Annotated in this window: 2 protein-coding genes; both read right to left on the bottom strand. The window is 77.0% G+C overall.

Annotation, left to right across the window (positions count from 1 at the left end; genetic code table 11):
- Positions 1-61: 61 nt before the first annotated feature.
- Positions 62-5,485 (bottom strand): SDR family NAD(P)-dependent oxidoreductase, encoded by a 5,424-nt coding sequence (locus tag KMS84_RS27615; RefSeq protein ID WP_256919169.1) that lies wholly within the window; start codon positions 5,483-5,485, stop codon positions 62-64.
- Between the two features lie 14 nt (positions 5,486-5,499).
- Positions 5,500-13,989, bottom strand: coding sequence for a type I polyketide synthase (locus tag KMS84_RS27610; protein ID WP_256919168.1), 8,490 nt, complete (start codon positions 13,987-13,989; stop codon positions 5,500-5,502).
- Between the last annotated feature and the right edge of the window lies 1 nt (position 13,990).

Here is a 13,990-nt window from a genome sequence, read left to right as displayed (position 1 = left end):
GGTGGCCTCCTGAGGAGGCCACCCCCGCGGTGCGGGATCCGGGCGTCGGGCCCGGTTCCGGTCAGCTGCCGTCCAGGAACTGGAAGAGCTCCTCGTCCGTCGCGGCGGTGACGTCGAGACGCGTGTCGCCGCGGCCGGCGGAGTCCCGTAGCGCGCGCAGCCGCACCAGCAGGCCTTCCACGCGCTCGGTGATCTCGTCCCCCTCCTCGCCGGTCACCGTGTCCTCGGTCAGCGCGACCTCGATCCGCTCCAGGTGCGCCAGCACCGAGCCCGTGGGGGCCGGGGCCTGGGCCGCCAGCTCACGGACCAGTTCGCGGGCGACGGCGGCCGCCGTGGGGTGGTCGAAGACCAGCGTCTGCGCGAGCCGGAGGCCGGTCTCCGCGCCGAGCCGGTTGCGCAGCTCGACCGCGGACACCGAGTCGACCCCGAGCTCGGAGAACGCGCGGTCGGGCTCGATCTCGCGCCCCTTCGGGTAGTCCAGCACCTCGGCCATCCGGGAGCGGACCAGGTCGAGCAGGAACGCGTACCGGCCGTCCTCGGGCAGGCCCGCCAGCCGGTCGGCCGCAAGGCGCGCGCCGGCCGGCGCGGGACGCGTCCGCCGGGGTCCGGCGCCGCGGCCGGCGAGCCGCCGCAGGATGGGCGGCACCTCGGCCTGCGCGCGGATCGCGGCGAGATCGAGCGCGACGGGCACGAGGACCGGCTCGTCGAGGCCGAGCGCGGCGTCCAGCAGCGCGACGCCCTGCTCCGAGGAGGACAGGGTCACGCCGAGCCGGGCCAGCCGGGCCAGGTCCACGTCGGTCAGGTGCTCGGTCATGGTGCTGCGTTCGGCCCACATGCCCCAGGCCAGCGACACCCCGGGCAGCCCCTGCGCCCGCCGGAACTGCGCGAGCGCGTCCAGGTAGGCGTTGCCCGCCGCGTAGTTCGCCTGTCCGGCGGGCCCGATCAGGCCGGACATCGAGGAGAACAGCACGAACGCCGACAGGTCGAGGCCGCGGGTCAGCTCGTGCAGGTTCCACGCGGCGATCATCTTGGGGCCGAGCACGGTGTCGAGCCGCCGCGGGGTCAGGTCGGTCAGCACCCCGTCGTCGACGACGCCGGCCACGTGCACGACGGCGGTCAGCGGGGCCTCGGCGGGGATGTCGGCGAGCAGCCGGGACAGCGCGGCGCGGTCGGCCGTGTCGCAGGAGGCCAGCACCGCCTCGGCCCCCAGGCCGGTCAACTCGGCCGCCAGTTCCCGGCCCTTGGCCGACGCGGCGCCGGCCCGGCTGACCAGCAGCAGCCGGCGCACTCCGTGCGCGGTCACCAGGTGCCGGGCCACGACCGCGCCGAGGGTGCCGGTGCCACCGGTGACGAGCACCGTTCCGTCGCCGAACGCGGCGGGCGGGGCGCAGCCGTCGCCGACCTCGGCCCGCACCAGCCGGGGCGCCAGCAACCGACCTGCGCGCAAAGCCAGTTGGGGCTCCCGGCCGATCAGCGACGCCACCTGGTCCCACGAGACGGGTCCGGCGTCGACGTCCAGCAGGGCGAACCGGCCGGGGTTCTCGGTCTGCGCCGACCGCACGAGGCCCCACACGCCGGCCTGCGCGAGTCCGTCCAGCCGCTCCCCCGGCTCCGTGCCGACCGCCCCCTGGCTCACCAGCACGAGCGTCGCGGAGCCGAACCGCCCGTCGGCGAGCCACTCCTGGACGACGGTGAGCACCGCGCCGGTGACCTGCCGGGCGTCCGGGCCGGCCGGGCAGCGCAGGAACACCACGTCCGCGTCGGCGGGGAGGTCCGCCGGGTCGTGGGCGAGCGCCCACCGGACGGGTTCGTCCGGTCCGTCGGTCACGGCCGGCCAGTCGACCCGGAACATCGACTCGGCGGCCGTGGCCGTCCCGGCCGCGGGCGCCGGCCGGAACCGCAGCGCCTCGACGGACGCGACCGGCGCGCCGGTCGCGTCGGCGAGCCCGATCGACACCGCGTCCTCGCCGGAGGGCGCCATGCGCACCCGCAGCGCGGACGCGCCGACGGCCGCCAGGGACACGCCGGACCAGGCGAACGGCAGGACCGCGCCCTGTGCGCCGTCGAGGAAGGAGCCGTACCAGACCGTGTGCAGCGCCGCGTCCAGCAGCGCCGGGTGCAGGCCGAACGCGTCCGCGTCGGGGGTCGTCCCCGCGGGCAGGGCGACCTCGGCGAACACTTCGTCGCCGCGCCGCCACAGGGCCGTCAGCCCCTGGAAGGCCGGACCGTAGTCGTAGCCGCGCGCGGCGAGATCGGCGTAGACGTCGCCGAGCGCGATCTCCCGCGCGCCCTCCGGGGGCCACGGCGCGGCCTCGAACCCCGTCGGCGCGGATTTCTCGGACAGGGCGCCCTCGGCGTGCCGGACCCACTCGCCGCCTTCGGCCGCGGCGTGCACGGACACCGCGCGGCGCCCCGACTCGTCGGCCTCCCCGACGACGACCTGGACGTCGGCGCCGCCGTGCTCCGTCAGCGTCAGGGGGGTGTGCAGGGTGAGTTCGTCGAGCAGTTCGCAGCCGGCCTCGCGGCCCGCGCGCAGCACCATCTCCACGAAGGCCGCGCCCGGCACGACCACCCGGCCCAGTACCGCGTGGTCGCCCAGCCACGGCTGGGCCTCCAGCGACAGCCTGCCGGTCAGCACCGTCGCGCCGGTCTCCGGCAGCGTCAGCACGGCGCCGAGCAGCGGGTGTTCGCCGGCGGTGAGGCCCGCCGCGCGCAGCTCGCCGGTCCCGGCCGGGACGTCCATCCAGTACCGCTCGCGCTGGAAGGCGTAGGTCGGCAGTTCGACGGCGCTCGCGCCGGTGCCGGCGAAGACCCGGGGCCAGTCGACGTCGCCGCCGTGCACGTGCAGCGTGGTCAGCGCGGTGAGCGCGGTGGCCGGTTCGGGGCGGTCGGCGCGCAGGACGGGCACGGCGACGGGCGTCGGCTCCGTCTGCGTCCCCGTCCGCGACTCTGTGTCGGCGAGGCATCCGGCGGCCATGGTGGCCGCGGCGGCGTCCGGCCCGACGCCGACGAACCGGGTGGCCCCGTCGTCCTGAAGACGGCGCACGGCGTCGGCGAACCGCACCGGCTCGCGCACCTGGCGCACCCAGTAGTGGGGCGAGCACACGGTCTGCGCGGTCAGCGGCTCGCCGGTGACCGTGGAGACGAGGGGCAGCACCGGCTCGTGGAACTCCACGTCGGCGAGCACCTCGTGGAAGGGCTCCAGCATCGGGTCCATCAGGGGCGAGTGGAACGCGTGGCTCACGCGCAGCCGCCGGGTGCGCCGCCCGAGGGAGGCGAAGTGCTCGGCGATCCGCAGCACCGCCTCCTCCTCCCCCGAGACGACCACCGACCGCGCGCCGTTCACGGCGGCGACGCCGGCGCTCCCGTCGTCCGGCAGCGCCCGCGCGACCTCGTCCTCCGTGGCCTGCACGGACGCCATCGCCCCGCCCGCGGGCAGCCGCTCCATCAGCAGACCGCGCGCCGCCACCACGCGGCACGCGTCCCGCAGGGTCCACAGCCCGGCGACGAACGCCGCCGACAGCTCGCCGATCGAGTGCCCGGCCAGCACCTCCGGCCGCACGCCCCACGACCCGAGGAGCCGGGTCAGGGCGACCTCGACCGCGAACAGCGCGGGCTGGGCCCACCCGGTGCGGTCCAGCAGCGCGGCGTCCGGCTCCGTCAGCAGCACGTCGCGCAGCGGGCGGTCGAGGAGTCCGTCGAAGCCGGCGCACACCTCGTCCAGGGCCGACGCGAACGCCGGGAAGGCCGCGTGCAGTTCGCGGCCCATGCCGAGGCGCTGGGTGCCCTGCCCGGCGAACACGAACGCGGTGCGGCCGGGGTGGGCGACGCCCCGTACGACCGCGGAGCCCCCCTCGCCGCGGGCGACGGCCCGCAGGCCGTCGCGCAGCGCGTCGCGGTCCCCGGCCGGCACCGCGGCCCGGTGCGCGAACGCCGTGCGGGCGGTGGCCAGGGTGAAGGCGAGGTCGAGCGGCTCGGCCGAGTCCACGGCGCCCAGCAGCCGCCCGGCCTGGGCGGCCAGCGCCTCGGGGGTCCGGGCGGACAGCACGACCGGGGCGAGGGGCAGCGCGGCGGCCGGTTCGGCGGCGGCCGGTTCGGCGGGCGGGGCCTGTTCGAGGATCAGGTGGGCGTTGGTGCCGCTGATCCCGAACGAGGACACCGCCGCTCGCCTGGGCGCGCCGGTCCGCGGCCACTCCTGCCGCTCGGTGAGCAGGCGCACCGGCCCCGCCGACCAGTCGACGTGCGTGGACGGGGTGTCCACGTGCAGGGTCCTCGGCAGGACGCCGTGCCGCAGCGCCTGCACCGTCTTGATGACGCCGCCCACTCCCGCCGCGGCCTGGGTGTGCCCGATGTTGGACTTCAGCGACCCGAGCCACAGGGGGCGCTCGCGGTCGGCTCCGTAGGTGTCGAGGAGGGCCTGTGCCTCGATGGGGTCGCCGAGGCTGGTGCCGGTGCCGTGCGCCTCGACGGCGTCCACGTCCGCCGGGGACAGCCCGGCGTCCTCCAGGGCCTGGCGGATCACCCGCTGCTGGGAGGGGCCGTTGGGGGCGGTGAACCCGTTGGAGGCGCCGTCCTGGTTGACCGCGCTGCCGCGCACCACGGCGAGGACCGGGTGCCCGAGCCGCCGGGCGTCCGAGAGCCGTTCGACGACGAGCATGCCGACGCCCTCGGCCCAGCCGGTGCCGTCGGCGGCGTCGGCGAAGGACTTGCAGCGTCCGTCCGGGGACAGTCCGCGCTGGCGGCTGAAGGCGACGAGCATGCCGGGGGTCGACATGACGGTGGCCCCGCCGGCCAGGGCGAGCGCGCACTCCCCGCGGCGCAGCGACTGCACCGCCAGGTGCAGCGCGACCAGCGAGGAGGAGCACGCCGTGTCGACGGTGACCGCGGGTCCCTCAAAGCCGAAGGTGTAGGCGATCCGGCCGGAGGCGGCGCTGTTGGTGGTGCCGGTGAGCAGGTGCGCCTCCGCGCCGCCGACGGCCTGGTGGAGCCGGGGTCCGTAGTCCGGCGCCATCGCGCCGGCGAACACGCCGACCCGGGCGCCGCGCAGGGTGGCGGGGCGCAGGCCGGCCCGCTCCAGCGCCTCCCACGAGGTCTCCAGCAGCAGTCGCTGCTGCGGGTCCATCGCCGCCGCCTCGCGCGGGGAGACGCCGAAGAAGTCCGGGTCGAACTCGGTCGCCGTGCGCAGGAAGCCCCCGCGCCGGGTGTAGGTGCGGCCGGGGGCGTCCGGGTCGGGGTCGTACAGCGATTCCATGTCCCAGCCGCGGTCGGCCGGGAACTCGGTGATCGCGTCGCCTCCCGCGTCCAGCAGCCGCCACAGGTCCTCCGGCGAGTCGGCGTCGCCGGGGTAGCGGCACGCCATGCCGACGACGGCGACCGGTTCACGGCCGGCCTGTTCGACGTCCTTCAGTCGCTGCTTGGTCTGCTGCAGTTCGGCCGTGACCCGCCTGAGGTATTCGACCAGCTTGTCTTCGTTGTGCTCCGTCACTTCCCAGCCCTCCGTCAGGACGTGCCCAGTTCGCCGTCGATGAGGTCGAAGAGCTCGTCGAGCGCCAGCCCGTCGAGCTCGGCCGCCGGCCGCGCGGGACGCCCGGCGGGAGCGGCCGGGTGCGCGGGGTCGGCGGGCGCGATCGCCTCGGCGGGGGCGATCGCCGCGCCGAGGTGGGCGGCGAGCGCCGTCGGCGTGGGGTAGTCGAAGACCAGCGTCGCCCGCAGTCGCAGGCCGGTCGCGGCGCCCAGTCGGTTGCGCAGGTCGACGGCGGTCAGCGAGTCGAAGCCGAGCTCCTTGAACGTGCGGTCGGGGTCTACCGCGCCCGGCGCGCCGTGCGCCAGCACGGCGGCGGTGTGCTCGCGCACCACGCCGAGCAGCGCCTGCGCCCGTTCCTCGGCGGACAGCGGGGCGAGGCGGTCGCCGAGGGTCACGGCGGCGCCGGGCCCGGCGGTCGCGGCCCCGGCCCTTCTGACCCGCTCGCGGACGACGCCGCGCAGCAGCGCCGGGACGGGGCCGTGCGCGCGCACCTCGGCCGGCTCCAGCCGGGCCGGCACGAGCAGGGCCTCGCCGCAGGCGAGCGCCGCGTCGAACAGGGCCAGGCCCTCCGCCGAGGACAGCGGGACCAGCCCGGCCCGGCGCATCCGCTCCAGGTCGGCGTCCGCGAGGTGCCCGGTCATCCCGCCGGCCTGTGCCCACAGTCCCCAGGCGAGCGAGAGGCCCGGCAGGCCCCGTGCCGCGCGCTGCTGCGCCAAGGTGTCCAGGTAGGCGTTGGCCGCCGCGTAGTTGGCCTGTCCCGGCAGGCCGAGGATTCCGGCGACCGAGGAGAACAGCACGAACATCGACAGGTCGAGGTCGCGGGTCAGCTCGTGCAGGTTCACGGCGGCGTCGACCTTCGGCCGCAGGACGCGGGCGAGCTGCTCGGGCCGCATCGTCTCCAGGAGGCTGTCGTCGAGCAGTCCGGCGGCGTGCACCACACCGGTCAGCGGGCGGTCGGCCGGGACCGACGCCAGCAGGGCGGTCAGCGCGTCCCGGTCGGCGACGTCGCAGGCGGCCACGGTGACCCGCGCGCCCGAGGCGGTGAGTTCCGCGGCGAGTTCGGCCGCGCCGGGGGCGTCCGGGCCGCGTCTGCTCGCCAGCAGCAGGTCCGTCACGCCGTGCCGGGAGACCAGGTGGCGGGCCAGCAGCCCGCCCAGGGCGCCGCCCGCACCGGTCACCAGCACGGTGCCCGGCGCGGGGGCGGCCCGCCGCGTCGGCCGGGCGGTGACCCTGGCGAGCCGGGGCGCGGTCGGCCGCCCCTTGCGGATCGCGAGCTGCGGCTCCCCGGAGGCCAGCGCCCCCGGCAGTGCCGCGACGGACGTCTCGTGACCGTCGAGGTCGACCAGGACGAACCGGTCCGGGTGTTCGCGCTGCGCCGAGCGGACCATGCCCCACACCCCCGCGCCGGCCGCCCCGGGCGACTCGGTCGCGGCGGGTTCCGCCACCACCGCGTCGCGGGTGAGCAGCACCAGCCTGGACGCGGCGAACCGCTCGTCGGCGAGCCAGTCCTGGAGGAGCCGCAGCGTGCGGGCGGCGAGGGCGTGGGCGCCGCTCACGGTGGGCTCGTCCGTCAGCGCCGCGCACACCGTCGCGGGGACGTGCCCGGTGTCGGCGAGCGCGTCGAGGCCAGGGTGGACCGGTGCGCCGACGCCGAACGCGTCGGCTCCGACGATCGCCCAGTCCAGGGCGTCGGCGGCGGTCCGCGCCGTGCGCGCCTCGACCCAGTCCACCCGGAACAGCGCGTCCGGCGCGCCGAGGCCGAGCTCTCCGGCGGGGACCGGCAGCAGCGCCAGCGACTCCACCGACGCCACCGGCGCCCCCGTGACGTCGGCCATCCGCAGCGAGACGGCGTCCGGGCCGGCCGGCGCGATCCGCACCCGCAGCGCGGTCGCGCCGGAGGCCCGCACGGACACGCCCTGCCAGGAGAACGGCAGGCGGCAGTCGGGGCCGTCGCCGACCGCGGCGTGCAGCGCGGCGTCCAGCAGCGCCGGGTGCAGGGCGAACCGGCCGGCGTCGCCGTCGCTCGCGGACGGCAGTTCGACCTCGGCGAAGACCTCCTCGCCGCGCCGCCACCAGGAGCGCAGGCCCCGGAACGACGGTCCGTAGCGGTAGCCGAGTTCGTCCCAGCGGTCGTACCCGCCGTCCCACTCCACCGCGACCGCGCCCGGCGGCGGCCAGGCCGTCAGGTCGAAGTCCTCGGCCGGGCCGGCCGCGAGAAGTCCGCTCGCGTGCCGGGTCCAGCTGCCGGAGCCGTCCGCCGGGCGGCCGTGGACGGCCAGTTCACGGCGGCCCGAGGCATCCTGCTCCCCCACCGTGACCCGCACCGCGACCGCGCCCTGCGCGGGCAGCGCCAGAGGCACCTCGCAGGTCAGCTCGGCGATCTCGTCGCAGCCGACCTCGTCGCCCGCGCGGACCGCCAGCTCGACGAACGCCGCGCCGGGCAGCAGCACCGTGTCGCCGAGCGCGTGGTCGGCCAGCCACGGCTGGGCCCGCAGCGACAACTGCCCGGTGAGCACGAGCGAGCCGGAGTCCGGCAGTTCCACCACCGCGCCGAGCAGCGGGTGATCAGCGGCGGACAGTCCCGCCCCCTCGACGTCGGCCGCCGCGCCGGCCGGAGCGGGCTCCAGCCAGTAGCGGCGCCGCCGGAAGACCGAGGTGGGCACGTCGGCCGGCCGCGCGCCGGGGAACACGGCCCGCCAGTCGGGGGCGAGCCCCCGCACGTACGCCCCGGCCAGCGAGGTCAGCATGCGTTCCGGGCCGCCGTCGTCGCGGCGCAGGGAGCCGACGGCGAGCGCCGGGGCGGCCACGTCCTCCACCGCCGCCGTCAGCACCGGGTGCGGGCTGACCTCGATGAACGCGGAGTGTCCGGTGTCGGCGAGCACGGCGACGGTCTCGGCGAAGCGGACCTGGCGGCGCAGGTTGCGGTACCAGTAGCCGCCGTCGAGGCCGGCGGTGTCCAGCAGTCCCGCGGTCACCGTCGAGTAGAACGGGATCGCCGCCGGGCGGGGCGAGAGCCCGGCCAGGACGGTGGCCAGCTCGCCCTCGATCCGCTCCACCTGGGCGGAGTGCGAGGCGTAGTCCACCGGGAGCCGCTTGACCCGCACCCGGTCGGCCTCGCACGCGGCGACCAGTTCGTCGAGGGCGTCCAGGTCGCCGGAGACGACGACGGCTCCGGGGCCGTTCACCACGGCCACCGACAGCCGCCCGTCCCAGCGGCGCAGGCGGGCCGCCGCCTCGTCCTCGGACAGCGCGACCGAGACCATCCCCCCGGCTCCGGACAGCGCGAGGATGGCCTTGCTGCGCAGCGCGACGACCTTCGCCGCGTCGGCGAGGCCCAGTGCCCCGGCGACGCAGGCGGCCGCGATCTCGCCCTGCGAGTGCCCGACCACCGCGTCGGGCTCGACGCCGTAGGAGCGCCACAGGGCGGCCAGCGAGACCATCACGGCGAACAGCGCGGGCTGGACCACGTCCACCCGCTCCAGCGCGTCGGCGTCGGCGAGCACCTCGAACAGGTCCCAGGCGACGTGCGGCGCGAGCGCGGCGGCGCACGCCGTCATCGACTCGGCGAACACGGGTGAGGAGGCGAGCAGTTCCACCGCCATCCCGGTCCACTGCGACCCCTGGCCGGGGAAGACGAACACGACGCCGCCCGGGTCGTGCGCGGCGCCCCGCAGCACGCCGGGCGCCTCGTCGCCGGCCGCGAGCGCGGCCAGGCCCCGGCGCAGCGCGGGCAGGTCGGCGGCGACGACGGCCGCCCGGTGCGGCAGGCCCGACCGGGCGGCGGCCAGCGAGAACGCGGTGTCGGCCGGGTCCGCGGCGGGGTGCGCCTCGACGAAGTCCAGCAGCGCGGCGGCCTGCGCCGGCAGGGCGTCAGCGCTGCTCGCGGAGATCACCCACGGCAACACGGGCCCGCCCGGCGCGAGTTCTCCTGCTTGCGCACCCGCCGCGGCGCCGGACGACGGCAGTTGCCCGGGGGTGAGGTCGGCGGCGGACTGCGAGGACTGCTCGGGCAGGGGGGCGGCGGCCGGTCCGGGCCCGGGCGGTGGCGCGGCCTGCGGCTTCTCCTGCGGGCCGGCCGCCCGCAGGAGCTCCGGGTTCGGGGCGGGGGTCGGGACGGGCTCCGGGGGCGCCTGTTCGAGGACGACGTGTGCGTTGGTGCCGCTGATGCCGAACGAGGACACCGCGGCCCGGGGCGGCCGGCCGGTCTCGGGCCACGGGCGGGCCTCGGTGACCAGGCGCAGGGCGCTCGCGGCCCAGTCGACGTGCGGGGTGGGCTCGTCCGCGTGGAGCGTGGGGGGCACCGTGCCGTGGCGCAGCGCCTGCACGGTCTTGATCACGCCGGCCACCCCGGCGGCGGCCTGGGTGTGCCCGATGTTCGACTTCAGCGACCCGAGCAGCAGCGGCCGGCCGGGCTCCCGGTCGCGGCCGTAGGTCTGCGCGAGCGCCTCGGCCTCGATCGGGTCGCCGAGCGTCGTCCCGGTACCGTGCGCCTCGACGACGTCGACGTCGGCGGCGGACAGCCCGGCGCCGGCGAGGGCCTGACGGATCACCCGCTCCTGGGCGACGCCGTTCGGCGCGGTGAGCCCGTTGGACGCGCCGTCCTGGTTGACCGCGCTGCCCCGGACGACGGCCAGCACCCGGTGCCCGTTGCGCCGGGCGTCCGAGAGCCGCTCCAGGACGACGACGCCCGCGCCCTCGGCCCAGCCGGTGCCGTCCGCGGCGGCGGAGAAGGCCTTGCACCGGCCGTCCTCGGCCAGTCCGCGCTGCCGGCTGAACTCGACGAACATGCCGGGGCCGGACATCACCGCGACGCCGCCGGCGAGGGCCAGCGAGCACTCCCCGGCGCGCAGGGCCTGTGCGCCGAGGTGCAGGGCGACCAGGGACGACGAGCAGGCGGTGTCCACGGTGACCGCGGGGCCGTGCAGGCCGAGCGTGTAGGCGATGCGGCCGGAGGCGACGCTGATCGTGCTGCCGGTGAGCCGGTAGCCGTCGGACTCGGCGTGCGCGGCGTGCAGGCGCGGGCCGTAGTCCTGCGCCATGGCACCGACGAAGACGCCCACCGGGGCGCCGCGCCGGCTCGTGGGGTCGATCCCGGCTCGCTCGAGCGCCTCCCAGGACGTCTCCAGCAGCAGTCGTTGCTGCGGGTCCATGGCCAGTGCCTCGCGCGGGGAGATGCCGAAGAACTCCGCGTCGAACCGGTCGGCGTCGTGCAGGAATCCGCCGTGCCGGGTGTACGAGGTGCCCGGGTGGTCGGGATCGGCGTCGTAGAGCCGGTCCACGTCCCAGCCCCGGTTCTCCGGGAACTCCGAGACGGCGTCGGTGCCGTCCATGACGAGACGCCACAGCTCCTCGGGCGAGGTGACGCCGCCGGGGAGCCGGCAGGCCATGCCCACGATCGCGATCGGCTCGTCGGCCACGGCTCCTGTCCCGGCCGGCGCGTCGGAGGCGCTGACCGGGGCGGCGGGCCCGTCGCCGTGCCCCGCGCCGTCCGCCGTCAGGGTGCGCAGGTGGGCGGCGAGCCGGGCCGGGGTCGGATGCCCGAACAGCACGCCGGCCGGCAGGGTGAGGCCGGTCGCCGCGCTCAAGCGGTCGCGCAGTTCCACGGCCGCCAGCGAGTCGACGCCCAGTTCCTTGAACGTCGTGCCGGGATCGACCGCGTCGCCGCCCGCGTGGCCGAGCACGACCGCGAGAGCGGATCGCACCAGGGCGAGCGGCTCGGGGCCCGCCCCGGGCCGGGCGGCGGGCCCGGCCGCGGGTCGCGCGAGGGCCGGGGCGGCGTCCTCGGCGGGGGCGGGGCCGGCCGGAGCCGGGACGGCGGGCCGGGCGTCGGCCCCGGCCTCGGCGAGCCAGTGGCGCTCCCGCTGGAAGGCGTAGGAGGGCAAGCTCACCGTGCGGGCGCCGCGCAGGGCGAACACCCGCGCCCAGTCCACGTCGACCCCGCGGACGTGCAGCCCGGCGAGCGAGGTCAGGAACCGCTCCGGTCCGCCCTGGCCCCGGCGCAGCGAGCCGGTGACCACGCCGGAGTCCGCGCCCGCCTGCTCCATCGTCTCGCGCAGGGCCGGCAGCAGCACCGGATGCGGACTGCACTCGACGAACACGGTGTGCCCGTCGCGCACCAGGGCCGTGGTGGCGCGCTCCAGCTCGACGGTGCCGCGCAGGTTGCGGTACCAGTACCCGGCGTCCAGGGCGGCGGTGTCGATGGGGCCGCCGGTCACCGTGGAGTAGAAGGGCACCTGTGAGGACCTGGGCCGGATGCCGTCCAGCACGCCGAGCAGCCGCTCCCGGATCTGTTCGACCTGGGGTGAGTGGGAGGCGTAGTCGACCGCGATCCGCCGGGTCTCGACGCCTTCGGCGGTCCAGCGCGCGACCAGTTCGTCCAGGGCCTGCGGGTCGCCGGAGAGCACCACGGAGGAGGGGCCGTTGGCCGCCGCGACCGAGACCGCGCCGTCGTGTCCGGCGATCCGCTCGCGGACGTCGTCGGCGGGAAGCAGCACCGACACCATCGCGCCGCCGCCGGACAGCGCGCAGAGGGCCTGGCTGCGCAGGGTCACCACCCGCGCGGCGTCCTCCAGCGACAGGGCGCCCGCCACGCACGCGGCGGCGATCTCGCCCTGGCTGTGCCCGACGACCGCGGCCGGTTCGACGCCGCAGGAGCGCCACAGGTCCGCGAGGGACACCATCACCGCGAACAGCGCCGGCTGGACGACGTCGACCCGCTCCAGCGCCTGCCCGTCGCGCAGCGCCTCGCTCAGCGACCAGTCGACATACGGTGCGAACGCCTCCTCGCACGCCCGGATCGACGCGGCGAACTCCGGTACGGCGTCGAGCAGTTCGACGGCCATGCCGGCCCACTGGGCGCCCTGGCCGGGGAAGGCGAACACCGTCGTGCCCACCGTCGTGGCCTGTCCCTCGACGACGTCGGCGACGGCCGCGCCGCCGGCGAACGCCGCCAGCCGCTCGCGCAGCCGGGCCCGGTCGTCGCCGACGACGACCGCGCGGTGGCGGAAGGCGGTCCTCGTGGTGGCGAGGGACAGTCCGATGTCGGCGGCGTCGTCCTCGTGCGCGTCGACGAAGGACAGCAGCCGGGCGGCCTGGGCGCGCAGGGCCTCGCCGGTGCGGGCGGCGAGCGGCCACACCAGCGCGCCGTCGTGTGCGGGCCGCTCGGCCCGCGGCGCGGGCGCCGCCGACGGCCCGGTGGGCGCCGGGGGTTCGCTGACGATCAGGTGGCAGTTGCTGCCGCCCATGCCGAACGAGCTCACTCCGGCCACCAGCGGCCGGTCCGGCGACGGCCAGGCCGTCAGGCCGGTCTGGACCCGCAGGCCCAGCTCGTCGAGGGGGATGTCGGAGGGCGGGCCGACGAAGTGCAGGCTCGGCGGCAGCATCCTGTGCCGGATGCTGAGCGCCACCTTGAGCAGACCGGCGATCCCGCCGGCGCCCTCGAGGTGCCCGATGTTGGTCTTGACCGACCCCACCGGCAGTGGCGAGCCCGGTGTGCGGGACCGTCCGAGCGCCGCGCCGAGCGCCGCCGCCTCGATCGGGTCGCCGACCCTGGTGCCGCTGCCGTGCAGTTCCACGTACTGCACGTCCGACGCGTCGACGCCCGCCTCCCGGCACGCCCGGCGCACGACGTCCTCCTGGGCGGAGCGGCTCGGCACGGTGAGGCCGGTGTGCTCGCCCTCCCCCGCGCCGTCGTTGTTCATGGCGCCGCCGTCCAGGACGCAGTAGACGTCGTCGCCGTCGGCGAGCGCGGCGGTCAGCGGCTTGAGGACGACGACGCCGCCGCCCTCGCCCCGTACGAACCCGTTGGCCCGGGCGTCGAAGGTGAAGCACCGGCCGTCCGGGGACAGGCCGCCGAAGCGCACCGCGCCGAGGGTCGTCTCGGCCAGGATGTTCAGGTTCACCCCGCCGGCGACGGCGATCTCGCACTCGCCGCGGGACAGGCTCTCGCAGGCGAGCCGGACGGCCACCAGCGAGGAGGACTGGGCGGTGTCCACGCTCAGGCTCGGCCCGCGCAGGCCGAGGTGGTGGGAGACCCGGTTGGCGAGGATCGCGCGCCGGGTGCCGGTCATGGTGTGCCGGCCGACGCCGGCCGCGCCGAGGCGGTCCTGGAGGGCCGCGTAGTCGTCCCACATGGCGCCGACGAACACCCCGGTGTCGCTGCCGCCGAGCGTCGCGGGCACGATCCGCGCGTCCTCCAGCGCCTCCCAGGCGAGTTCCAGCATCAGACGCTGCTGCGGGTCCATGGCGGCCGCCTCGCGCGGCGAGACCCCGAAGAAGCCCGCGTCGAACGCGTCGATCCGGTCGAGGAAACCGCCGAGACGGTGGGGCAGCTCGGCGCCGCGCCACCGGTCCTCGGGCGCCTCGCGTACGGCGTCCGTCCCCTCTCGCAGCAAACGCCAGAACGCGCGGCCGTCGCCGGCCCCAGGCAACCGACATGCCAATCCGACCACGGCGATCCGTCTCATG

The sequence above is a fragment of the Streptomyces hilarionis genome, assembly GCF_024539675.1.
GTDB classification, from domain to species: Bacteria; Actinomycetota; Actinomycetes; order Streptomycetales; family Streptomycetaceae; genus Streptomyces; species Streptomyces hilarionis.
The sequence above is the reverse complement of the archived record's forward strand: the minus strand, read 5'-3'. Positions and strand labels throughout refer to the sequence as shown.

Excerpts from the sequence above, each read along its gene's own strand:
- KMS84_RS27610 (WP_256919168.1), bottom strand. The coding sequence starts at position 13,989 with ATGAGACGGATCGCCGTGGTCGGATTGGCATGTCGGTTGCCTGGGGCC.